A 22,785-nucleotide genomic window follows, 5' to 3' on the forward strand; every position below is an offset into this window, starting at 1 on the left:
GCTGACCACCATCTGGAACTGCCAGAAAATGGTGCGGTGAAACGTCGCGAAATCGGTGCTGGATCATCCTGGTCTGGCACGTTTCCCTAATGCCTCGCCTGCGTGGCGGGGATCTCATGAAAAAGTTCATTGGCCTTACGCTGATTGTCCTCGTCGCCAGTGTCGCGCCGGCCTTCGCCCAGTTCTGGTCCGGTGTTGGTGTTCGGGCGGGTGCAAGTGGCGCGCTCCTTCGCGGAGACAATGTCGGAATAACGGACAACTCCACTGATCGAAATTACGGCTTCACGGTTAGCCTCTACAAGGCCGTTCCACTCGGCTCGGGCTTCGCTCTCCAGCCGGAAGTGATGTACTCGCAGAAAGGAGGCGCTCTATCGTTCGAGGAGTCCATCGGCGGTGCAGCGATGACGGATGTTGACGTTGCGTTCAACGTAGACTACGTCGAACTACCGGTGGCTGTCTCGTACACGATCCCGATGCAGAGTCGCTACGTGCCGATGCTGTACGCGGGCCCGTACGTTGGTTTCGCCACACGACGGGAAGCCAATTTCGATATGGGTGGACTGGACGTCTCGATCGACGGGGACGACGCCTTTAAGCGGTGGGATTACGGCGCGGTCTTCGGTGCAGATCTCGGATTCCAGATGGCTCGCCGCATGGCGACACTTGGTGTCCGGTACGACCTCGGGATCGCCGATATCGTAAAAGACGGTGTCGCGGACGACGAGAATGACGGGTTCACCGTCGCACCTGACGTTCGAAATGATGAGTGGTCCATCGTCGTCGGCATGCGCCTGTAGCAATACGCTGTTCTGGCACAACGATGCGAAACCGACGCTTCAGGTCGCTACTTGATGCGTCATTTTGACGAAGGGCCTGTGCGGTCAAATCGCGCAGGTCCTTCTTTATTGGCCTAGGCCCGGTCGAAATCATGTTCTGCTCGAGTTCGGGTCACGACTGGACTCGTTCGGCGACGTCGATGCGGGGGAGGGGGACGGTAAACGTGTGTCCCCATAGCTGTGGAAAAGCCGAAATCATACGGAAAAGAAAAAGCCCGCCCGGCAACTGCCAGGTGGGCTTCTTTGTCGTGCGCTTGGGAGGATTCGAACCCCCGACCTTTGGAACCGGAATCCAACGCTCTATCCAACTGAGCTACAAGCGCATGGGGTCATAGTCGCTCGTCCGATGGTGTCGCAGAATCGCATAGCAAGGATGGCGGGGTGCGCCGTCCCGTTCGGACACCCGCATGTATTGGCCATGCTATCCTATTGTTCCTGCGAAGAATCCGGGAACCGCTTCCTCATGAGTCGTTCACCCTCTATGCTTTCCGATGCGTCAGGCGGAGTTCGATTCCTGAAGTTCAACTGGCGCCTCCCCGTCGATCGATCACCGACTTTCTCCCGATTTATGTCGGATTCATCTTCCCCATCCAATTGTTCGCAAACCCGCCCGACGCTCCCCGATCCGTGGGCACCGGGGCGACGGATTACTCTGGACGGCCCGCTCGAACCCGCTGCGAACGAAACCCTGTTTGGCTCAATGACGGGCTTTCTGGCTATTATCGGTGGGTTCATTCTGTTTCAGGTGATCGTATCGCCGGTGATTCTCGTCGGTATTCTCGCGTTCGTGGAGGGCCCAGGCGCCATGTCGATCTTGACCAACCAGGAACGGCTGCTCTCTGGATACGCACAGGAACTGCTCCTGACAAATGCACTCGCCCAGTGGGTGTCCTTTGGAGCGCTAACGCTGCTCCTTGCCCGTCTGCACGCACAGAAAATCGCTGCGTTTCTGCGCGTACGTACACCGGCGCCCGGAACGCTCGGACTTTCTCTTGCGGGAATGGTCGCACTTCTCCCTGTAGCGCAGTGGCTAGCGCAGATCAATCAGCAGCTTCCATTGCCTGAGTTTTTCCGCGTTCTCGACGAGCAGAGCATGAAACTCGTCGAGCAGGCCCTCGCTAGCGATTTTAGCCTGGTGTTCGGACTGCTTGTGATGGCTGTGACGCCTGCCATATGCGAGGAACTGATCTTCCGCGGCTATGCGCAACGTCAGTTCGAGCGAGCGATGCCTCCTCTCATGGCCATCCTGGCGTCGGGCCTTTTGTTCGGGTTCTATCATCTACGATTGACCCAATTTCTGCCGCTCGCTGCGATCGGTATCTATCTCGCGTATCTCACCTGGCGCACGGGAAGCCTCTGGCCTGCTGTCATAGCGCACTTCGCAAACAACGCGATGATCGTCGTCGGATCGCGATACATGGGAGGAGAAGACGACGTCTCGGCAACCGTTGCCCAGGATGTCACGATTCCGTGGTACGCGATCGTCCTCGGAATCGTCGGGTTTGCCGGCGTCATTTACGCGTTTGAAACCTACATTCACCCGCCGGATGGCGATGAAGACGACTTGTCCCTCTCTGCCTGAAGGATGATTGTTTTTCGCGGGAACGGTGCCGTGTGTAAGCGGTGCAGAATGTGCCATCAACCGAACGGATTCATGTCGGTTGTGTCATGGCTTGCGTGCTCACATTCCTCGGCGTTCCAATAGACTCCGCTACGACGATGAGCAAGTACGAGAACTGGGTTCCAGTCTTTTCGACGGGAACCGACTACGAAGCTGATATGGTGCGCGACCGACTCGACGACGCTGGACTTCCAGCAGTCGTGCTGACCAAGCGGGATCACGCCTTTAACCTGAATGTCGGTGATCTTGCGAATGTAATCGTCCTCGTTCCTCCGGAGAACGTGGATGAAGCGCGCGAGGTAATGCAGCAGCGCCTCACGGACGAGGAACTCGAGAAGGCCGCTATGAGCGCGGACCCGAATGCGCCGGACGCTCATACGCCGGAAGAACAGTCTCGCCTCGACTCGGGACACGACCGCGTCGACTTCAGCGCCCCGGACGACCAATCGTGACGGGGACGAGTACCACCCCGCATTCGACTGTTTTCCGCCCCGTCTGTTTTTTAAACTACACCGTATGTCCGACTCCCTCCGAAGAGTGTTGACGGCCCTCGTGGCCGCTCCCGTTGTTCTCGGCCTCGCGTACCTGGGTGGTTGGCCATTCGCTGTTCTGATCGCTGGGATCGGGATGGTTGCGCAGTCCGAGATCTTCGACATCGCTCGCTCCTCGGGAGTGGAGCCCTATGCCCCGATCGGGTACCTGCTCGGGGCGTTGATCGTGGCCGGCGTGATGATTCCGGAGCTCTGGGCCGTCGCAATCGCCGTCATCGTGGGCTTCATCTCTCTGGCCCCATTTCTGGTGGAGCGGGGGGGCTTTCTGGCGAATGTGATGGTGACGCTGGCGTCGGCTCTTTATCCTACGGGGCTCCTCGCCGCGCTCGTGACGATCCGGGAAGGACGCGGTCCGCTCATCGATGACCTCGGCGCCTTCTTCGTCGTGATGCTCATCTTCTTCCTCGTGTGGGCGACCGATATTTTTGCGCTGTACACTGGAAAAGCCATCGGTCGTACGAAGCTCGCTCCATCGATTTCCCCGAACAAAACGTGGGAGGGATCCGTCGGCGGTGTCTTGGCGGCTGGGCTCGTCGCGATCGGCTTCAAGCTTACGGGAGCCGTTGATCTCGCGTGGGTGCATCTGGCTGCTATGGTCGTGATCTGCGGCGTCGTGAGTCAGGCCGGCGACCTCGCAGAAAGCCAGATCAAGCGCTCGGCTGGGGTGAAGGATGCCAGCTCGATCCTACCCGGACACGGCGGGCTCTTCGACCGATTCGACTCGATGGTTGTTGCCGCGCCGCTCGCATATCTCTACCTCGTGTACGTTGCGAAAGTGTTCATCATCTAACCCTGATACGGTTAGCCTAACGGTGTATGCAAAGGGGGAAACGTGAAGCTGGAAGACTCGGCCGCGTCCGGCTCTGTGATCGGAACGCACGGCGGGCCGCAAATGTGTAAAGACTCGGTCTTCTCCCCCGAATTCTACGTTGCCATGGGCCTGTTTACACCGTCACGCCGTAAAAAACCGAAGCGCTTTACGTACGAGCCGCGCTTCTACAATCCCGACAAAGAGGAAGATATCAAACGTCGGATGCGCGTGAAGCGCAGGAAAAAGAGGCAGCGCAGCCCGCTCAGCATTCTCTATCTCATCGGGCTGCTGTCGTTCGCTATCTTCGTCATGTACTCGCTCGGGTAGTGGGTCGAGCGGCGTACCGATGCGGTGTGAATTGGGGCAACTCGGTGCATAGCCGCGTTTCTGTGGTCCTCTGTCCGATACGTACGTACTGAACACTTCTTTCTGTGAGTGACGAATCGTCTTCGCGTGCCGCCACCTCTTCGGAGTCGGACGGAATCATTCGCCAGATGTCGGACACGCTGGCGAATAAGATCGCGGCCGGTGAGGTTGTCCAGCGCCCGGCCTCTGTGGCAAAAGAGTTGATTGAGAACGCGGTCGACGCCGGGGCGTCTTCGATCGACCTGATCATCAAGGATGCGGGAAGCACGCTCGTCCAGGTCATCGATGACGGCTGCGGAATGAGCCGGGCCGACGCGCGTCGCTGCTTCGATCGCCATGCAACGAGCAAGATTCGCTCGATCGAAGACCTCGACCGGATCCGTACGCTCGGTTTTCGGGGCGAGGCGCTCGCTTCCATCGCGTCCATCTCGCAGGTTGACCTGAAGACGAAACGCGTTGAGGATGATGTGGGCACGGACGTTCGTGTCGAAGGCGGCGATGTCGTGCACGTCCAACCCTGTGCGGCGCCGAACGGCACGTCCATCGCCGTTCGCAACCTGTTTTACAACGTCCCCGCGCGGCGCAACTTCCTCAAAACGCCAGCGACGGAACTGAAGCATCTGACCGACACCTTTCGGTTCCTCAGTCTGGCACATCCGGGCATAGCGTTTCGGATGGAGCACAAGGACCGGTCCCTGTACGACCTGCCGTCGATCTCGACGGATGGTGGGCCGTTGGCGGCGTTGCGTCAACGCGTTGTCGACCTCATGGAGCTGGACGACGACCGGTCACTCCTGAATGTCGAGGATGAGGCAAGCCAGGTGTCCGTACGCGGTCTCGTGATCGATCCGACCGCAGGACGAAGGAAGAAGAAGGGAGATCAGTTCCTCTTCGTGAACGAGCGGTACGTCGAAGATCGCTACCTGAGTCATGCGGTCCGCAAGGCCTACGGAGATCTCCTCCCCGAAAAGGCGTTTCCATTCTTCGCGCTGTTCCTCGAGATGGATCCGCGCCGCGTCGATGTGAACGTGCATCCGACGAAGGCCGAGGTCAAGTTCGAGGATGAGAGTGGGATCTACGGCTTTCTGAAGTCGGCCGTGCGTCAGGCGCTCGCGACGGCGAATCACACACCGCGTTTTCAATCTGGCAGGACGGACTTGTCCAGCGCAAGCCGATCGTCTGATGAGTCTGCATCGCGATCTGGCGGGACCTCGTCGCCGTCGTCGGCCCCCGATTCGGACACATCTGATGACGAGTCCAGCCGTCCCCGCTTCCGTGGCACGCCCACGTCGTTTCAGCCACGAAGCGGCGGGGGCGGAGCTTCCGGGGAATCCCGTTCGAGGCGCAGGAAGACGTTCCGGTCCGCAGACAGCCTCGATGAGGCATCGTCCGGGTCGGAAGGAGGGCCGAGTGGATCAGGGACGAGGCGTCGATCACCGGGCGGGTCTCCGTCGACCGATCACACCCGATCGTCACCGAGTCGGGACGCGTCGGACGCTCAGGCGGGGGAGTTGACGCACGAGTTATACCGCCAGCCGGAAGACGGCGAGGCCTCCATCGGGCCCGTGTGGTCGCTCCACGGCCAGTATTTGATTACACCGACCGAGCACGGCTTGCTCATGATCGACCAGCGGGCGGCGCACGTGCGCGTCCTGTACGAGCAGGCTTTAGGCCAGCTACGGTCCGACGGCTCCGGAGAGTCGCAGCAGCTTCTCTTTCCGCAGACGGTCGAACTTGACTCGGTCGAGGATGCTATGATCGACGACTGGATGCCGGAACTGAAAGCGCTCGGGTTTGACCTCGAAAGGCTGAGTGGTCGAACGGTTCAGGTGCGCGGGGTGCCCGTTCACGTTCGGGGTGAGGACGAGTCGACCATTCTGCAGACCGTCATGGACCAGCTGCGGGAGGGCACGTCGCTACCCGCGGAGGAGCGAAAGGAGCATATTGCGAAAACCCTTGCGCACCAGAGTGCCGTTCAGCGAGGGCAAGAGCTGAGCCGGGAGGAGCGGCGGTCGCTGATCCGACGCTTGATGTCGTGCGAGATGCCGTACGCCGATCCGAGCGGAACGCCCACGACGCTCGACGTGTCGATGGAGGAAATCGAGCAACGATTCCGCCAGTAAGCCGGTTGATACTTGCGCGATGACTGATCTGCGAAATACCGTTCGGAAGGTTGCGGCCGAGCACAATTTATGGCCCGGGGATTCGTCTGTGGTCGTCGGGGTTAGCGGTGGCGTCGACTCGATGGTTCTTCTCGACGTGCTGAACGACGTGCTCGTGCCCAGTCGCCGACTCGTCGTGGTACACGTCAACTATGGGCTGCGAGATGGAGCCTCGCGGGACGAGGAGCTGGTGCGAAATCGTTGTCAGACGTTCGGGTCCTCGGTCGACTTCATCGCGTTCCATCCCGATATGTCATCCGCGGCCCACGAGGGGTCGCTGCAGCGGGTAGCTCGAGACGTGAGGTATGATCTTTTCCGACGTGTCGCGAATGAACGGGATGCTGCGACGGTCGTCGTAGCGCACCATCGTCAGGATCAGGCTGAGACGGTGCTGCTTCGGCTGTTTCGGGGCGCAGGACCTGAGGCGCTTGCAGGGATGAAGTGGCTCCGACCGTTGCGCGACGACGCCACGGTCCAACTCGCGCGTCCGTTGCTCGACACCTCACCAGCCGAGATCCGAGCGTACGCGACTGAGCATTCGGTGCCCTGGCGCGAGGATCCGACGAACATGGAAGGTCCATACGCCCGAGCGAAGCTCAGGACGACCATCCTACCGTCGATCGAAGAAGCATTTCCGGGTGCAACGGACCGCATCGCTCATGCGGGGACGCTCCTCCGCCAAATCTCAGACGCGACGCTTGAGCCTGAACGACAGCGCTGGGTGGAAGCGATCACGGAAGAGCGGGGAGGGACGATCGTGCTTTGCGAATCGGCCCTGCATTCGGCACCGGAGGTCTGGGCTGATCGAGTTATTCTCGATGTGTTGCGATCGACCATCCCGGGGGCTCCACGGACAGCTGCTGTAGCACGAGAGGTGAGAAGTTTGTTAGACTCTCAGGTTGGGAGTCGTGTGGAGTTGGGGCAAGGAACGGTCTGGCGCGATCGCGGCGGTTTACGCATCGTAGCGAGCCGAGCTGAGCGCGTTTCGCCGATGTCGCTCTCGCCCGGATCTCCCGTGACGACGCCGTTCGGACGAATCACGATGTCGGTCGAGGAGCGCCTACCAGAAACAGACATTGACGATCTCATCGGTGAGTCGGCCAGGGAAGCCGTTATGGATGCTGACGCCCTTGGAGAAAACGTGGTCGTTCGGAGCTGGGAAGATGGGGACCGGATTCAGCCGCTGGGCATGAAGGGGAGTAAGGGTGTAGCAGATGTTATGACGGATGCTCGGGTTCCACCTCATGAGCGAGCGCGTACGCTCGTCGTCACCGTGCCTGAGCATATCGTCTGGGTGGTCGGGCATCGGATTCACCACGCGTTCCGCGTACGCGATCGGACGACACGATGCGCCCGCTTGCGCTTCGTCCCCGGCAACCGTCGTGAGTAACCCTGCGTATCAGCACCCGAATCGGTTTTCGACGTGAAAATCGAGCGCATGCCTCTCATTTTTCCATGCGCCGTAATACGTTTTTAAACATTCGAGCGTGATGGTACGGCTTTCGCTGCTTGCTGGTACGACCGTCCCTCATCGTCCTCGCTTTTGCCCTCAACCCACGAGTCGTCCATGTCCACTACGCGTGACCTTACCGAGGCGCCTGCCCAGACGCATGAACAGACCATCACCTGTCGCGGTGAGCGGTTCCGTCTTTATCTCGACAGCGATCGAATCCAGAAGCGTATCGCGGAGATCGGCCGCCAGATCAGTAACGAGTACGAAGGAAAAACGCCGATCCTCATTAGCGTGCTCAACGGCGCGTTCATGTTTACCGCTGATCTGATGCGGACCATCGACATCGACTGCGAGGTGGACTTCATCAAGCTGTCGTCCTACGGAGATGAGAAGGTGAGTTCCGGCCAGGTTCACGAACTCAAGAGTGTCGACGCAAATCTTGAGGGACGGGATGTCATCGTTATCGAGGACATCGTCGACACCGGTTTGTCGATGCAGTTCATGATGAACCGGCTGGCCGATTATAACCCGAAGTCAGTGCGTGTCGCTTCACTCCTTCACAAGCCGGCCTCCACAGAGCCTGATCTCACGCTTGATTACGTCGGCTTCGAAATCCCGGACCTTTTCGTGATCGGCTACGGCCTGGATTACGGCCAAATCGCGAGGAATCTGCCGGATATCTACATTCTTGACGAAAAATGACCGCAGTAAATATCATGATGACAGAATGCTTTTTGGTGACGCCTTGACGGAGTGTATTTTGGCTTTTAGTCGGTAGGGTTGAAGTGTGTTCTTTTATTTGACTTAAGAGCAAGGTATACTTGGGATGCGAGCATAAAGAAAGTGGCTATCTGTCATGGGTCAAATGCTCGTTTTCACCCCTTTTATCCCTGTCTTTACGTCTTAAGATGTATTCAACGTCATCATCGGCTCTATCGGGCCGGAGTCTTCCACTTTTCCTGCTTGTTTTTGCTGTACTCGTATCCGGTTGTGCACACGGGTATACTGGCATTCCTATTCAAACGGCTCAGTACGGCTCGCCCAGCGACAGCGGCCCATTGACGTTTGAGTATCGGCTGAATGTGCTCGAAGCATCTGGCAACGGTGGTTATGCCGATAAGTCTCGTAAGAAAAATGTTGCGCCCATTCCTCTTCGCGTCACGAACAATAGTAGCGATCCAGTTACGCTTCATCGCGACCTCCTGGACGTGACATCTGATGGCGCCCGTCCATACCTCGTCCCGCCCCAGAAAGCTGCTGACGACCTCGGTCAAGCGTATGGCTGGCACGTTCTATGGGGACTGCTGAATGTCTACTATACCAGTTCCAGTGGCAAAACAACATACATTCCGGTCGGACCAGTGATCAGCGTTTTCAACATCATTCGGGGTGCGACGGCGAACGCGAAACTCGAAAGTGACTTCGAAGAGGAGTCGCTGTACGGCGTCACTGTTCCGTCGGGCGCTACAGTATCCGGGCTCGTTTTTGTCGCGGACGGCGAGGGTCAGCCCTTGGAATTCATATATCGCGGCAGCGATGCTACGGCCCGTGCTCGTTAAACGGGTCGTGCCGTGTTGCACCGTTTACAGTTGTACCTGTGCGCCACCCGAGATCGCTAAACACTCATAGCGGTACGGGTGGCGCTCTCTATGGGACTCACCACGATCTCGTATTCTCAAATCCATTGTCATGTCGATCGAGCTCTCCGTGTCAGGCCACGAACAAGCGTATGTCTGTGGGTTCTGCTTCGACTCCGATCGCCAGACCGTAATTCTCATCGAGAAGAGCAAGCCGGACTGGCAGGCGGGTCGCTACAACGGGGTGGGGGGAAAGGTGGAGCCCGGTGAAACCGCTAGCGAGGCGATGAGACGCGAGTTCTACGAGGAAGCCGGTGTCGAGCTACCGGCAACCGGTGACGGCCCCGACGTCTGGATACCGTTTTGCATTCTCGGCTGGGGCGAAGGAGAGGGGCCGGGGGACGGAGCGGGCCAGGTTGTCTTCTTTCGTGCGATTTCCGACGTAGCGGTTCGCGACGTGCGCACCGTCGAGACGGAACCCATACGGCGGATAGCGCTAGGCGACGTGCTACGCCCCGGCACCGTCCGGTCGCAGTGTCTTCCGAATCTACGCTGGCTTATCCCGCTTGCTCTCGACCCGGACGATACTGTCGTGCGGGGACGGATCGGCGGTTCACTGCGTGCAGAGCCGGCTGATTGACGTCGTCACGCTTCCCCTTGCGGTTTTCCTCCTTCCCCTGACCCAACTACGGTATGAATCGATCTCCGCGCATCTTTATCGCCTACACCGGTGGAACCATTGGGATGCGCAGAACGGCGAGTGGGGGATACGCACCGGCTTCGGAATACCTGCAGCGCCGCATGCAGCAGCTTCCGCTGTTTCAGGAAGACGCCGTCCCGGACTACGACGTCTATGAGTTCGACCCGCTGCTCGACAGCTCGAACATGACGCCTTCGCACTGGCTGGAGATTGCCGAGGTGATCCAGGCGAACTGGGATGACTACGACGGCTTCCTGGTGGTGCACGGCACCGACACGATGTCGTTCACCGCGAGCGCTCTGTCGTTCATGCTGGATCCTCTCGACAAACCGGTCGTCTTGACCGGCTCGCAAATCCCGCTCTCGGAAACGCGAAACGACGCGCAGGGCAACCTGCTCACGTCGCTTCTTTTGCTCGGCGCCTACAGCGACCGGTTGCCGGGCGTGTATCTCTTCTTCGACGATCACCTGTATCGCGGAAACCGCACCACGAAGGTGAACGCGGATGCATTCGCGGCTTTCGACAGTCCAAACTTCCCACCGGTTGGACGCGTCGGCATCAATGTCGAAATCGACTGGGGGCTCGTGCCGGATGCTGGAGGACCGGCCCCCGTGCCTTCCGTGGTTGAGCTCGGAACGGCGTCGGTGACCGCGTTCCGCATCTTTCCAGGTCTCGATCCCGACTCTCTTCGCAACCTCCTGTCCCCGCCAGTGCAGGGCGTCGTCCTTGAGTGCTTCGGATCGGGGAACGCGCCTGATCAGAATGAGGCGTTCCTAAAGACGCTCCGAGACGCGACCGAACGCGGCGTGGTGATCGTGGCCGTCACGCAGCCGCTACGGGGCACGGCAGACCTCAACCTGTACGCAACGGGGCGGGCGCTGCAGGACGCGGGCGTCGTGAGCGGCTTCGACATTACAACCGAAGCAGCCCTCGCGAAGCTCTACTACCTCTTCGAGCAGGGCCTTCCGGAAGACGAGGTCCGCGATCTCATGCAGGAGAATCTTCGCGGGGAGCTCACCCCACCGGAAGAAACGCCCGCGGCTCTCGGAAAGACGCGACGTCGTCTCGCCGGGTACAGGTAGCGGTGCTTCAGCCGTTGCCGAGCAGCGATTCCGCGCACAGGACCCGGCTGGCTCATGCACGCCACCGTTGCTCGCCGGGCTGGTTAGCCTTTCGGTTCGAAGTGGCAGGTGAAGTGGCGGAGTTGCGGCGGTTCTTCTGTGATGGTGTAGCCGCTAAGTTCGTCTCGCCGGTCGTAGACGTCTTCAAATACCTCGATCACGTAGTCGACGTGGCTCTGCGTGTAGACGCGCCGTGGGATAGCAAGCCGAACAAGCTCCATCGCGGCCGGCTCTTCACTGCCGTCTGCCTGCCGGCCGAACATGACCGATCCGATTTCACATCCCCGGATGCCGCCGGTAAGGTAGAGAGCCACGGCGAGCGCCTGTCCAGGATACTCCAGGGGAGGGATATGAGGCAGCAGTGACTTCGCGTCGATATAAACGGCGTGACCGCCAACGGGTCGAACAATCGGCACGCCCATCTCCGTCAGCGCGCGACCGAGGTACCGCGTGGAGGCCATTCTGTATTCGAGATAATCCTCCTCGACGATCTCTTTCAGCCCAATGGCGATGGCTTCCAGATCGCGTCCGGCGAGGCCCCCGTACGTCGGAAACCCTTCGGTCAAAATGAGCTGGTTGCGTGCGTGCATGGCCCATGTGTCGTCGTTGAGAGCCAACCACCCGCCAATGTTGACCAGGGCATCTTTCTTGGCACTCATGGTCATGCCGTCGGCATGCGAGAACATCTCGCGGACGATGTCCGGGATGCTTTTGTCGCCGTATCCGTCTTCACGCTGCTTGATGAAGTAGGCGTTCTCCGCAAAGCGGCAGGCGTCGAGAAAAAGCGGCGTGTCGTGTTCCGCACAGACGGCTTTGGCCTCACGAATATTCGCCATGGAGACCGGCTGCCCCCCGCCGGAGTTGTTCGTGATGGTCAGCATAACCAGCGGGACGTCGTCTCCACGTTCCGAAAGAAGTGCGTTGAGGCGCTTGGTGTCGATGTTTCCCTTGAAGGGATGCTCCAGTTCCGGGTCGCGTCCCTCCGAAATGACGAGATCGAGCGCTTCCGCGCCCGTGGACTCCACGTTAGCGCGTGTGGTGTCGAAGTGCGTGTTCGAAGGGATGACATGGCCCTCCGACGCCACGACCTCCATGAGAATCCGCTCGGCTGCCCGACCCTGGTGCGTCGGGATGACGTGCTTGAAGGGCATCAACTCTTTCACCGCGGCCTCGAATCGGTGAAAGGACGGGGAGCCCGCATAGCTTTCGTCCCCTTGCATGATTCCTGCCCACTGTGCCGCGCTCATCGCAGAGGTGCCGGAATCCGTCAGCAGGTCGATGATGACATCCTCTGACTTCAGCGAGAACAGGTTGTAATGAGCGGCTTCGATTAGTTCCTGTCGCTGAGCCCGGGTGGTCATCCGGATAGGCTCGACGGCTTTGATCCGAAACGGCTCAATGATGGTCTTCATGGGGCAGGCGGTTGAGTTCGCAAGAACGCTCGGTCCGCCAACGTACAAAGGGCAGGGCACGGGGGAAAGGCCCAACAGAAAATGCGCGATAGACCCAGCCAAATGCTATCACCGCAGAATCTGGACGGCCATGTCGAGTCCTTGGTCGTTCCGATGCATCGGTCGGCTTGCCGTTAGACGAGTGTGCGTTCGTCCGTGTGTGTCTTTGAGTAAACGAACACCGTCCCCCAGCCTGTAGACAGGTCGGAGGACGGTGGCTCGTGAGGACTCACCTGCCTCACGAGATGCGCACGAGACCGGAGGACCGGTCCGTCCGGGATCACCCACAATCCCGGCGTAGCGCGAGTCAGTGTAAAAGAGAGCCGCCAGGGAAAGAGGTGGACGGCTGCACGCGGCTACGGCGCCATTCGTTGTTGGCGCGTGGGCGGCTAGTTCGGCGAATTTCGACTGACGTCGACCTGTTCGAGCGCCGACACATTCAGTCCGCGCCCGAGGGCGGCGATCTGATCGGGCGAGAGCGAGCCAACGATGTTCACGTAGACACTCTCTTTTCCGGGCTTCGTCGACAGGAGGGTCAAGCCGGCAATGCGGTCGCCGGATTTCTGAATGTAGATGCTAACTTGCTCGCCCTCTTCGCGAACGTAGATGACACGAGACCAACCGCTATCTTCGAGAGACTGCGCGAGCTGGTTCGTGCGCGAACGAATGTCCTTGACTCGATCTTCAGGAAGCGGGTAGCCCCGAACCTGGATCGCCACGACATCACCCATCATACTGGCAAAGTCAGGGTCGGACGACTCGGCTGCCTGCGCAACGAGATTGACGAGTGGTCCGCGAATGTCGACTTCCGTGGAGGCTTCCGCGTCAAACCAGCTGTCGATTCCAGAGAAGTCAACGTAGCCCGCCTGTGCGGCGAGGTCGTCGTCCGACGTGGGTTGAGACTGAGCGGGGTCGAGCATGAAGCCGAGACCCGCAATAATTGCGAGAATCGGGATCCAGGAAAAAGCTGAGAGGCGTCGCATATCGGTAAGCGTATGCAGGGAAAAGTCCGTGGGGGCGTGGCTCGGCTCAGCGATCTGTCGCTGACGACCGAACGCCTTCGTGGGGATCGGGGGAGGAATCCGGCTCGTTGGCGATCTTCATCTCTGTGCCATCCGCGGAAGATGCGGAACCCGAGTCGCTGGATGCTGAGGCCCCCGACTGTGATGCGGGAGAAGCGGCCTGTTGCATCTCATCGTGGACGACCGATGATGCCCGTTTGCCCGCGTTGGAAATATAATCAAATGCGCGGTACGCACGCTGGGTGGCGCGTTGCACATCCGCCTCGGAATACGGCGCCTGGATTGGGGCGGCAGTATTGAAGGTGGATGACACATTCGTAGCGGTGGGGCCCTGGTTAGCGGGGTCCTCCAGCGGGTTGACGATGAAGAACACCGCGATCCCGACAAGGGCAACCCCGACGGCATAGTCCACGACCGGTCGGCGGTGGGCCGTCATCAGAGCACGCCACGCCTGCATGGCTTGACGTAGCAGGTCCTTCCACCACGGAAGGGCAACGTGCGAGGCGTGCGCCCGCGAGGTGCGCTCGAAGATGGCGTGGGTAACATCCGATGGGCACGGCTTTTCAGGAAGCTCGTGCAGCCTCTCCCGGATGCGCTCAGCCTGGCGAACCTGCGTCTGCCAGTACGTGTCATCTTCTAGGATGGACGTAAAGGTAGCGTATTCATCTCCGGTAAGGTCACCGTCGACGAAGGCCTCTACCCGCTCGTCCATCCAGTCATCCCGTGAGGGAACGTCAGGCTGTCTCATGATCAAGTACCTCTGCGAGTTGTTTGCGAAGTTTCTTCCGTCCACGGTGGATGTAGACCTTCACCGTATTAATCGGCATGTCCAGTGCCTCCGCGATCTCCTTATACTTCAGATTCTGGATCTCGCGCAGAATTACTACACTGCGATACGGTTCATCTACTTCATCGAGTGCCCGGTCCAGGTGCTCCTGGAAATCGGAGGACTCTGCTTCAGCATGTGGGGACGGAGTAATCGACTCAGCCCGGTCGAGGCTCTCGCTGTCGACCGTGACCGACTTGCGGCGCGTTTTGCGCTTTCGGATCACGTCGATGCAGGCATTCTTGGTGACTCGTAAAAGCCATCCGATCGCCCGATCCTGGTCGATGTCGTCGTAGTGTTCCCAGTACTTGATGAACACGTCCTGGGTGACATCTTTGGCTGCTGTCTCGTTCTTAAGGAAATAGCAGGCAAAGCCGTAGACGCGATCCTGGTACTGGTGCACCTGTTGTTCGAAGGAGTCCACAGGTCTCTAAGGAATGAATGAGGCGCCGCCGAAGGCTGGGTGAGGGGACGCGCGCTTGGATATCCGGTCAAACCGGGTATCGAATACGGTCCGCCTTCGCGATCTCACCCACTTCACGATGAGTGATCCGAAAGTGTTACAGCCTGAGCGGGCGTGGTGTAAAAGAAAGATGAATCGCGCGTTATGACCTTCAGTTCGGTGCTCTGAGTGAATATGCGGGGGCGTTCGCACCAGTGCTGCCATCCGCATCGTCGAGCCGTCACGACATTGATCTGATTAAATCGGGCGAATGACGCAGTGCCGGAGGCAGCCGCGATAGCGAAAAGTGAATCATTGATACCCGGTTTGGCGGATGGATCGTGAAAACGTAAGCGCAGTCGTTCATGCCTGTGATAGGCACGACGGTGATCCGTTCATAATGATGCAGTAGACACGGTGCGAGACATGACGCAAGCCTGGTATTGCGAGCATAGTGAGGGCCGACCGTCAAGAGGTCCGTACGTTTGGATGGCCCAAGGCTGCCCGCTCAAAAGGGGCTGACCAATTCACTCTACGGTTTCGCATCTGCATTCATCGCGCGCCCCGCTGGAAGGACAACGGCCCGTAGGAGCGACCCGACGTGTCCTAATAATAGGGAAGCAGCCGTTCGAGTGCTATTAAGACCGTGATGACCACGAAATCATCGGTAGGATGATATGGAGCGTAGTGTCCGCCGCAAGCGATCCCTCGCTCGATTCCTTAAGGTCACGTGCTGACTTCTCGGTGTCAGCACGGTGCGGATGAGTTTTCGTGACTGGATATGACCGCTTGCGGCGAGACTATGTGAGAGTAGCGGCATGTGGTTTCATCGTTATGTGGCATACAAATTTATCATTACGAATGAGAAAATAGTTCAACTTGTGTTTGTGATTGCGATGGAATAGGCCTTACATAAGCTTAAGTAAAGTTGGGTGTAGAGCCCGATCTTCAATGTCGGTCATCAAATTAAGCAGCCTCGGCCCCGTTCATGGAGCAGTCTAAAGACCGTTCGGTACCAGAGGATCAGCGCATGCATCGGCCGTCATCTATTGCGCGCGGAAAGGTCGGTGGAACGGGGCAAATCATCAATTTTGTGCAATGGGCCGAGCGCGTTCTCTCTTCCACGGCTCATGTTGCCGTTCTCGACCTCATCATTGGCACAGCTTCGTTCGGGGCGGCACTGTATCTGCATGGTCTGGTCGCTCTTCCGTCTGGAGTATGGGCCATTCCCTTGGTGGCCTGGGCGCCGGTCGTGGCATCAGGGAAAACGGGAATATTTCGACTGATGGGTCTGCATCATACCCTCTGGCGATACGCTGGCACACCAGACATCACGCGTCTCTTGGGGGCTGTTGTGCTTGGTGCCGCTGCCGCTGGAGGTTGGCTGTCAATGGTCGTCGTGGCTGGTTATCCCACGGTCTCGGTCGACGCGATCTTGCTCGTCGTTCTCACGGACGCCATTATTATCGCCGGGGCGATGGTGGTAACGCGCGTATGCGTTCGTGCAGGCTACCGGGTCGTATCAACGCATACGGACACGTCAGAGGCTGTCTCGGTGCTTATCGTCGGCCTGGGCGCGGAGAGTGAGTTTGCACTGCGCGCGCTGCGTCAGAAGGCGAAGTCCGGGCGTGTCGTCCGAGGCTTTATCGGTGAAGCGGAGGATCATGGCTATCTAATGCAGGGCTTGCCCGTGATTGGAGGCGAAGAAAACGTTCGGGAGGCCGTTGTCGATCTATCTATCGACGAAATCATCGTCCCGTCTACGGCTTCCCGCGATCGATCGGAATCGGTACAGCAGGTGGTTTCTAAGCCGGAAGCTATGGACGTATCGGTCGTCCGGTTTGCCGTCGATGTGTCCTCGGCTTCCGGTGTGACGGACAATCAGGAGGCCCAGACGATAACGCGGGAAGCGACCGCGAAGCCACCGGTCTGACGTCTGACGGTGCGTTCCTCCCCGTCCTCGCGTACCTCACGTAGCGCTCGGTCTTTATGAAACCCTACGGTATGCCCCCGAACAACACCTCTGGTGCCGAACGATCGGATTCACTATACCCGATGCAGTCTTCCACCAAACCTCGTCAGGCTTCCGACCAGATCTTCCGCTTCGTGCGCCTCGCCTGGCGCGGGAAGTGGGTCATTCTGGGACTCACCATGCTGGTCGCTGTGTCTACCTACGCCTACTATGGCCGTCTTGACAAGGTATACCGTTCCAGTGCCGTCTTTCTGCTTCGGCAGGAGAACGCAAAAACGTTATCGGAAGAGATCAATCTGATGGCCGAAGATGGGCAAGACGTGGAGCGCGAGATTTACTATCTGAACGAGTCGGACGTCTTCCTGCGTCATGTGGCGGAACGGATCCGCGATCAGGCAGACGACCCTGACTCGAGTCTCGTGCTATCGGGATGGTCGACATCGGGCGGGACGTCACTGGCGGAGCTTGCGAGCCGACTACGTAGCCGAATTCGCGTTACTCAGGGAAGCCGCGACGTGGAGTCGATCCGGGTGGTGGCCACGGGCGGGAGTCCAGACGAGGCGGTGGTGTTGGCGAATACCCTCGTAGAAACGTATTTCGATCATCTTCAGCGAACACAGAGTGCCCGTGCTCGGGCGACCCGGCAATTCCTGGAGCAGCAGCGGGGCGAACTTGAACGCGAGCTTCAACTCGTAGAAGACTCGCTGAGTGAACACATCCGCGAGAGAGGCCCTGAGAAGTTGGCGACGGAGACGGAGGAAAGTTCGGCGTTTATGGGCAACATGAGTCGGATTTCCGAGGAGATCTCAAGCCTTGAAGAACAGCGTGGGGAGCTTGAGCTCAAGATTAACATGGAGCAAGCGCTTCTCGACTCTGCACGGTCTCGGTACAAACGCCTACGACCCGATGTGGCGGACCGAGCGGCGTCGACAACCTCTTCGGAGTTGGAGCAAACGCAGGAGGCGATCCTCAATCTTCGTAACCGGCTAGAGATGGTTGAGGAGAACAATGATGCGCAGAGTGCGACCGTACAAAAGCATCTTCGCGAAGGCCGGACGCGGCTCGCGAATCTTGAGGCCAAGGCCAAACGCCTGGCTGACCGGTACGTACGGGAATCCCTCGAGACGGATGTCGTTGAGTCATCGGGAGAGGGCGGCGAGCTGACGGGTATGGTGGATCTGCAGCGCCAGATCATGACCCGTGAAACGCGTCTTTCTCAACTCCGTGCCCGCACGTCGAAGTTGGAGGGGAAGATCGCTGAGCGAAAGCGTACGCTGAGCAGTCTCGGGCCGGATCGAACGCTTACCCGTCTCGAGCGCCGCAAGGAGACGCTGCAAGAGCTCTTCCTCACGCTGTCAAAAAGCCTCCAGAAAGCGCAGGTTGCGGAGAATTCGAGTCCCGAGCAGGCTCAGGTCATTCGGTGGGCATCGCCCGTTCTCCAGCCGATCCGTCCTGACGTATCACGAAACGTCGGCCTTGCGCTCTGTCTTGGCCTGATTCTCTCGTTCGGCCTCGTTCTCGTTTACGACAAGATTGATGACGTGATCGAGCGTCCTGAGGATGTCGAGCGGTCGGATGAGAAACTCTTTGGCACCGTTCCAGAATGGGATTCTGATTTCATCATTCAGGGTGTGGCCGAAGTTGAGGATGCGCCGTCATTGAATGGGGCTCGTTCGAACGGTCGACACAAGAAGAGACCGGGGATTGTATCGCCCTATTGCGTGGCCTCGGAAGCGTACCGTCACGTCGCGACCAACATCCGCCTGGGGCTTCCGTCATCGGTGCAGACGATCGTCGTCACGAGCCCAGGGCCCGGCGACGGGAAGACGACGATGACAGCGAATCTCGGTCCGGCGTTCAGCGAAGCCGGTTGCCGAACGCTGTTGATTGATCTCGACCTACGAAAGCCCTCTCTACATCGGGCCTTCGGCGAAAACGTCAAGCCCGGGGTGACGGATTTTCTGGGACGTGGACGAGAATTGGAGATCACGGATGTGACCGGTCTACGGGACCCCGGGACGTGGAATGAGATGTCGGAGGAGGGCCCGTCCGTAGATGATTTCTCCGCAGGGGATGGGGCCTCTACCGGCGATGCCTACCCCGGTCGACTTGGTCTCGTAACTGCGGGCAATACGGTTCCACAGCCGGGTCTCCTCCTTCACGAACAGCGTATCCGCAAGCTTGTCGATCGGGTCGAGAACGATTGGGATTTGGTCATCATTGACACGCCACCCGCGCGTCTCTTTGATGACGCCCACCGCATTTCCAATTCGGCTGATGTCGTCCTACTGGTTGCTTCGGCAGACCAAACGTCAGCGCGGGCATTTTCCGATGTGAAGGATCGGTTCCACACGCTTGGTTCCGACGTGGTTGTCGGCGTACTGAACCGGTATTCTGCATCTGCGAGCCCCTTCTATGGGTATGGGCAAACGTATGCCTACGGCGGACAGTCGGCTGCGTACAGCGCGTACGGACGCGGCCCGGAGACTCCGCCCGTGACAGCACGACTGCGGCGCCGCCTTCGCACCCTCATCAAAGGTTGACGATCGTCGTCCGTGTGATGACGCCAGCGATGCAATGGCAGCACGAGGATTCGATCGGAATAGTCGGTTATGCCTAAATGGGATCGGTGACTGCGTCTAGCGGCAGATCGACCGGCTTCGGATAGCAAACGTACGGTTTGACGACGGAGCCGGATAGGCTCGACAGCGCCGGGCTGTCGGTTCGTTCTGTAAGTTCGTGGGTTCGGCCCTCACGGTCGATAATCGTGATCATCTCGCGCGAACTTTCGTAGGCCGTGTGTCCAGAGCGGTCGATGGTGATGTATAGTCGCGCATCACGTTCTGCCGAGTTCGCGTCTGAGATGTCGTTCGCGATGAGCCAGTCGGCAACGCGCTCCCTCCAGGATTCGATTTGTGGAGCGTTCGGGTGAGATGGCAGAAACGTCACGCGGAAGAAGTCACGGTTGATGAAACGACGCGACAGATCTGCCAGCACGGGGTCGTCGGCACGCATCCACTGCTTGAGGCTGAACAGGATATCGGTGTCGTCGATATCGCAGTAGCGCTGTCTGACGGCCGGGTCGCGGAGGTCGTCCGCGTGCACGTCTCGGCGGAGGAAGTAGAGAAGGGCATCTGAGCCACGCTCCAGTGTGTCCAGGTGCTGGTTGCGCTCTGCATGCCAGCGAACACGCTTGAGAATGGCCCGGAGGAGCTGGTCGCCCGCGAGAACCGTTTTATGCAGGTAAACTTGCCAGTACATGAGCCGGCGCGAGAGAAGAAAATTCTCGACCGCGTAAATACCTTTTCCCTCGATCGCGATATGGGAGTCGGATCCTCCGTCCAATGGATGCACGCGCATCGTTTTGATGATCCGTTGGACGCCCACCTCGCCCTCGGCCACGCCTGTGTAAAACGAGTCCCGACGCAAGTAGTCGAGCCGATCCATGTCAAGTTGGCTCGCCACGAGCTCATGGAAAAAGGGTCGCTCATATGTGTCGTCAAACATCTCGATGGCGAGATCGAGCGCACCGTCGAATCGCTCGTTCAGGTCTCCTAGAAGGAGGCGGCTCATATCCTCGTGCTCAAAATCCCTGACGAGCTCGTGCTCCAACGTGTGGGAAAAGGCGCCATGTCCGATGTCGTGAAGAAGGGCGGCAGCGAGGGCGGCCGTATATTCATGCGAGGAAATCTCCGTCCCTTTCTCGTTTAAGTTCTTCAGCGCGTCCTGCATCAGCGCCATTGCGCCCAGCGCATGGACGAAGCGTGTATGCTCTGCTCCGGGGAAGACGAGGTGGGCCACGCCCATCTGCCGGATGCGCCGAAGTCGCTGTACCTCCGGCGTCTGAACGAGATCGAGGATCAAGTTTTTTGGGACGGAAATGAACCCGTGAACCGGGTCGGAGAAAAGCTTAAAGCGGGTCTCGGACAAAAGTCTGAGTAGAGAAGTTGAGGAGTGGGAAGGGGGAGAAGGCGCCGGTCCGCGTTCGCTTCTGCACCTGAAACCGATGTGCGACCGACCGGAGCACAGTCGCTAGTAGCCGGCGTTGTAGAGTTTATCTGCGATTGTCGCGTAGAATCCGTTTGAGTCGAACGTTGCCCCACCGAGTTTCGACTGAAATCCGACCTGCCGTGCGTGATCCGCTTCAACCGTTCCGCAAAAGGTGCCCCAGCGTGCGCTGTCGACGGAAACAAAGCCGTCATTCGGTCCCTCGCGGTCGTATAGATAGGCGTTCAAAAATCGGAGCACCGGATCCATGGTGATCTCCGTTCCCTTTCCTGCGTGACCGGCGAACGACCAGTACTCCACGTCGGGGTGGTCGGGAGTTTCCGGATTGAATGACGAGTTTAGATAGGAAGGAGTCAACTGGGTGATAGCCTGTAGGGCGTTTGCTGTAGCGTCCTCAAGCGCATGCTTGCCCAGCCAGTCAGCCATCTCCATCATCCAATTGCGTACGACACTCGGCTGCTCGAGGACCAGGTTCGCTATCGACGACCCGCGATGCGGGGTGGATACGGTGATGAGTACGTCGACGACCTCGTGGAGTCCTTCGTTGTGGATCAGGTGCCGCGCGTCCAGTCCCCCCATCGAGTGGGCGATGATGATAATACGGTCGGACCGGGTCTCATCTAGAATTGGGGCGATTCGCCGAAGCCACATCGACGATCGTGCATCGACGGTGTTGTATGCGGCGACGTTCGGAGCATATGCGCGGATGCCACGCGTGCGTAGGTACATGGCCTCCTCATGTAGGTGGCCGCCGCGGCGGAAGGTTGCGCCCATGCCGAACCCGTGCATGAGCACGACAGGTGTACTGAGCGGAATGATCGATGGTTGAGGAAAGGCTTCGAGCCCGGCGATGCGTTGGAGCGCAGTCGCGGTGAGTTGCTTTGGCATGAACGGTACTTCGGCAGTTTCAGATGAGGAGGACAGGAATGCTCGAACCGGTTACTGTCGCTCGTCGTACTTCTACAGCCCATGGTAGGGTTCGACGCGCGGAGCCCCGAGCTACGTCAAGTGCGATGAAGCCCAATCTGGTGTCGATTTGACCGTTTGCGCCGATGCATCGTGAAGCAACGATACGAGCCGTCCGGTTCATCGTAAGACACGTGGCCTTGCGCTCCGTCGCCTCCGGTTCAGCAAGCTGTCACAACGTTAAAAACGTCTACGACCCGAGTCGTTATGGGCGACCGCGTTTCACAATTCAATTCTCGATCCCGGATGCTGTGCGTGGTCCCGGCGCTGGTCGTATCGCTTGGCCTTCTGATCTCGGGGTTTCTCACTCTGACCGTGCCCTCAATCGGTGACCGTGACCAGGTGGCTCGAGATACGACGGACAGCACGGAAGCGAATCAGAACTCCGGTGGTCGGCCGTGGCATGACGCAGCGTGGAATCAGATCGTAGCCGTCAACGGGGTTCAAATCTCCTACATTTATTATGCCGAAGCCAACGAATTGGATGATGGCATCGTCGTTCGGCTTCAGAATACGAGCGGTATATCCGTGAGAGTGGCGTTCACAATCATCTTTCGTTCACCCGACGGTGAAGTGTCGGATCGGTTTGCAACCACGCTTGCGCCGTACGAAATGAAGACCGGTGATAACGACGATCTGTACTGGATTCCGTTTACAGGGGGACAGAGCATCGGGGAGGTTGGGCTCCGAGGCGTGGATGTCGAGCGCATCGCGCCTCCACCTGGTTGAAATCCGTCGTAGGGGGAATATCGAGATATAGACGAGGAGGAGGCGAGACGACCTGGCATACGGAGGAGGTGTAAACTTCGTGATCCCACAAAACCGATTGGAGGCTTTGTCGTATTGACATGATGCATCACGGAAATCCACTCCGTGATCATGCCGATGTGCCATGATCAA

General features: G+C 58.9%; 20 protein-coding genes and 1 tRNA gene. 14 read left to right on the forward strand and 7 right to left on the reverse strand.

Annotation, left to right across the window (positions count from 1 at the left end; translation table 11 throughout):
• The first annotated feature begins 116 nt into the window (after positions 1-116).
• Positions 117-797: a porin family protein gene (locus CRI94_RS13140; protein ID WP_179862303.1), complete on the forward strand. Its 681-nt coding sequence runs from the start codon at positions 117-119 to the stop codon at positions 795-797.
• Between the two features lie 288 nt (positions 798-1,085).
• Here the strand turns inward: CRI94_RS13140 and CRI94_RS13145 are convergent.
• Positions 1,086-1,159, reverse strand: a tRNA-Arg gene (locus CRI94_RS13145).
• Positions 1,160-1,404: 245 nt separating this feature from the next.
• Between CRI94_RS13145 and CRI94_RS13150 the strand changes: the two genes are divergently transcribed.
• The 10 genes from CRI94_RS13150 (at position 1,405) to ansA (ending at position 11,159) form a co-directional block, all read left to right on the forward strand.
• Positions 1,405-2,418 carry a type II CAAX endopeptidase family protein gene (locus CRI94_RS13150; RefSeq protein WP_179862304.1) on the forward strand — a complete coding sequence of 338 codons (1,014 nt, stop codon included), beginning with the start codon at positions 1,405-1,407 and terminating at the stop codon, positions 2,416-2,418.
• 137 nt (positions 2,419-2,555) lie between these two features.
• Positions 2,556-2,909, forward strand: coding sequence for a putative signal transducing protein (locus CRI94_RS13155; RefSeq protein ID WP_098076654.1), 354 nt, complete (start codon positions 2,556-2,558; stop codon positions 2,907-2,909).
• A gap of 64 nt (positions 2,910-2,973) precedes the next feature.
• Entirely contained in the window at positions 2,974-3,798 is an 825-nt protein-coding gene (locus CRI94_RS13160) for a phosphatidate cytidylyltransferase (RefSeq protein WP_098076513.1), read from the forward strand.
• 102 nt (positions 3,799-3,900) lie between these two features.
• A complete protein-coding gene (locus tag CRI94_RS13165; RefSeq protein WP_245846189.1) occupies positions 3,901-4,146 on the forward strand; it encodes a hypothetical protein in 246 nt (81 codons plus the stop codon).
• 104 nt (positions 4,147-4,250) lie between these two features.
• Entirely contained in the window at positions 4,251-6,308 is a 2,058-nt protein-coding gene (mutL, locus tag CRI94_RS13170; RefSeq protein ID WP_245846190.1) for a DNA mismatch repair endonuclease MutL, read from the forward strand.
• Positions 6,309-6,327: 19 nt separating this feature from the next.
• Complete coding sequence (gene tilS, locus CRI94_RS13175; RefSeq protein ID WP_098076516.1) at positions 6,328-7,737, forward strand: tRNA lysidine(34) synthetase TilS; 1,410 nt, start codon at positions 6,328-6,330, stop codon at positions 7,735-7,737.
• A gap of 177 nt (positions 7,738-7,914) precedes the next feature.
• Positions 7,915-8,502 (forward strand): hypoxanthine phosphoribosyltransferase, encoded by a 588-nt coding sequence (gene hpt / locus CRI94_RS13180; RefSeq protein ID WP_098076519.1) that lies wholly within the window; start codon positions 7,915-7,917, stop codon positions 8,500-8,502.
• A gap of 206 nt (positions 8,503-8,708) precedes the next feature.
• The gene (locus tag CRI94_RS13185) at positions 8,709-9,359 is read left to right on the forward strand and encodes a hypothetical protein (protein ID WP_098076522.1); all 651 of its coding nucleotides are present in this window, start codon (positions 8,709-8,711) and stop codon (positions 9,357-9,359) included.
• Positions 9,360-9,489: 130 nt separating this feature from the next.
• Positions 9,490-10,017, forward strand: a complete 528-nt coding sequence (locus CRI94_RS13190; protein ID WP_098076525.1) for an NUDIX hydrolase — start codon at positions 9,490-9,492, stop codon at positions 10,015-10,017.
• Between the two features lie 53 nt (positions 10,018-10,070).
• A complete protein-coding gene (gene ansA / locus CRI94_RS13195; protein ID WP_098076528.1) occupies positions 10,071-11,159 on the forward strand; it encodes an asparaginase in 1,089 nt (362 codons plus the stop codon).
• An 83-nt stretch (positions 11,160-11,242) separates the two neighbouring features.
• On the opposite strand, the gene CRI94_RS13200 is transcribed toward ansA, so the two are convergent.
• The 4 genes from CRI94_RS13200 to CRI94_RS13215 form a co-directional block, all read right to left on the reverse strand.
• A complete protein-coding gene (locus tag CRI94_RS13200; RefSeq protein ID WP_098076531.1) occupies positions 11,243-12,610 on the reverse strand; it encodes a tryptophanase in 1,368 nt (455 codons plus the stop codon).
• A 428-nt stretch (positions 12,611-13,038) separates the two neighbouring features.
• Positions 13,039-13,632, reverse strand: coding sequence for a DUF4252 domain-containing protein (locus CRI94_RS13205; protein WP_098076534.1), 594 nt, complete (start codon positions 13,630-13,632; stop codon positions 13,039-13,041).
• A 46-nt stretch (positions 13,633-13,678) separates the two neighbouring features.
• The gene (locus CRI94_RS13210; protein ID WP_143815403.1) at positions 13,679-14,419 is read right to left on the reverse strand and encodes an anti-sigma factor; all 741 of its coding nucleotides are present in this window, start codon (positions 14,417-14,419) and stop codon (positions 13,679-13,681) included.
• Positions 14,406-14,921: an RNA polymerase sigma factor gene (locus CRI94_RS13215; RefSeq protein WP_098076539.1), complete on the reverse strand. Its 516-nt coding sequence runs from the start codon at positions 14,919-14,921 to the stop codon at positions 14,406-14,408. Before CRI94_RS13215 ends, CRI94_RS13210 begins: the two co-directional genes overlap by 14 nt.
• Positions 14,922-15,927: 1,006 nt before the next feature.
• Here CRI94_RS13215 and CRI94_RS13220 point away from each other — a divergent pair.
• On the forward strand, positions 15,928-16,872 hold the full coding sequence (locus tag CRI94_RS13220) for a nucleoside-diphosphate sugar epimerase/dehydratase (protein WP_098076542.1): 945 nt from the start codon (positions 15,928-15,930) through the stop codon (positions 16,870-16,872).
• A gap of 122 nt (positions 16,873-16,994) precedes the next feature.
• Positions 16,995-19,454 (forward strand): GumC family protein, encoded by a 2,460-nt coding sequence (locus CRI94_RS13225; protein WP_179862305.1) that lies wholly within the window; start codon positions 16,995-16,997, stop codon positions 19,452-19,454.
• Positions 19,455-19,527: 73 nt separating this feature from the next.
• Here CRI94_RS13225 and CRI94_RS13230 read toward each other — a convergent pair whose 3' ends face one another.
• Positions 19,528-20,841 carry an HD domain-containing protein gene (locus CRI94_RS13230; protein ID WP_098076548.1) on the reverse strand — a complete coding sequence of 438 codons (1,314 nt, stop codon included), beginning with the start codon at positions 20,839-20,841 and terminating at the stop codon, positions 19,528-19,530.
• Between the two features lie 102 nt (positions 20,842-20,943).
• Positions 20,944-21,807 carry an esterase/lipase family protein gene (locus tag CRI94_RS13235; RefSeq protein WP_098076551.1) on the reverse strand — a complete coding sequence of 288 codons (864 nt, stop codon included), beginning with the start codon at positions 21,805-21,807 and terminating at the stop codon, positions 20,944-20,946.
• 324 nt (positions 21,808-22,131) lie between these two features.
• On the opposite strand from CRI94_RS13235, the gene CRI94_RS13240 reads away from it, so the two are divergent.
• A complete protein-coding gene (locus CRI94_RS13240) occupies positions 22,132-22,614 on the forward strand; it encodes a hypothetical protein (RefSeq protein WP_098076554.1) in 483 nt (160 codons plus the stop codon).
• Positions 22,615-22,785: the final 171 nt, after the last annotated feature.

It is taken from the genome of Longibacter salinarum, from assembly GCF_002554795.1.
Classification (GTDB): domain Bacteria; phylum Bacteroidota; class Rhodothermia; order Rhodothermales; family Salinibacteraceae; genus Longibacter; species Longibacter salinarum.

What these genes read in the sequence shown, in the direction of transcription:
- CRI94_RS13210 (WP_143815403.1), bottom strand. Translation starts at nt 14,419, where the DNA reads ATGAGACAGCCTGACGTTCCCTCACGGGATGACTGGATGGACGAGCGG.
- CRI94_RS13200 (WP_098076531.1), bottom strand. Translation starts at nt 12,610, where the DNA reads ATGAAGACCATCATTGAGCCGTTTCGGATCAAAGCCGTCGAGCCTATC.
- CRI94_RS13140 (WP_179862303.1), top strand. Translation starts at nt 117, where the DNA reads ATGAAAAAGTTCATTGGCCTTACGCTGATTGTCCTCGTCGCCAGTGTC.
- CRI94_RS13225 (WP_179862305.1), top strand. Translation starts at nt 16,995, where the DNA reads ATGCAGTCTTCCACCAAACCTCGTCAGGCTTCCGACCAGATCTTCCGC.
- CRI94_RS13205 (WP_098076534.1), bottom strand. Translation starts at nt 13,632, where the DNA reads ATGCGACGCCTCTCAGCTTTTTCCTGGATCCCGATTCTCGCAATTATT.
- CRI94_RS13185 (WP_098076522.1), top strand. Translation starts at nt 8,709, where the DNA reads ATGTATTCAACGTCATCATCGGCTCTATCGGGCCGGAGTCTTCCACTT.
- CRI94_RS13165 (WP_245846189.1), top strand. Translation starts at nt 3,901, where the DNA reads ATGTGTAAAGACTCGGTCTTCTCCCCCGAATTCTACGTTGCCATGGGC.
- CRI94_RS13160 (WP_098076513.1), top strand. Translation starts at nt 2,974, where the DNA reads ATGTCCGACTCCCTCCGAAGAGTGTTGACGGCCCTCGTGGCCGCTCCC.
- CRI94_RS13190 (WP_098076525.1), top strand. Translation starts at nt 9,490, where the DNA reads ATGTCGATCGAGCTCTCCGTGTCAGGCCACGAACAAGCGTATGTCTGT.
- CRI94_RS13150 (WP_179862304.1), top strand. Translation starts at nt 1,405, where the DNA reads ATGTCGGATTCATCTTCCCCATCCAATTGTTCGCAAACCCGCCCGACG.
- hpt (WP_098076519.1), top strand. Translation starts at nt 7,915, where the DNA reads ATGTCCACTACGCGTGACCTTACCGAGGCGCCTGCCCAGACGCATGAA.
- CRI94_RS13235 (WP_098076551.1), bottom strand. Translation starts at nt 21,807, where the DNA reads ATGCCAAAGCAACTCACCGCGACTGCGCTCCAACGCATCGCCGGGCTC.
- ansA (WP_098076528.1), top strand. Translation starts at nt 10,071, where the DNA reads ATGAATCGATCTCCGCGCATCTTTATCGCCTACACCGGTGGAACCATT.
- CRI94_RS13220 (WP_098076542.1), top strand. Translation starts at nt 15,928, where the DNA reads ATGGAGCAGTCTAAAGACCGTTCGGTACCAGAGGATCAGCGCATGCAT.
- CRI94_RS13155 (WP_098076654.1), top strand. Translation starts at nt 2,556, where the DNA reads ATGAGCAAGTACGAGAACTGGGTTCCAGTCTTTTCGACGGGAACCGAC.
- CRI94_RS13240 (WP_098076554.1), top strand. Translation starts at nt 22,132, where the DNA reads ATGCTGTGCGTGGTCCCGGCGCTGGTCGTATCGCTTGGCCTTCTGATC.
- tilS (WP_098076516.1), top strand. Translation starts at nt 6,328, where the DNA reads ATGACTGATCTGCGAAATACCGTTCGGAAGGTTGCGGCCGAGCACAAT.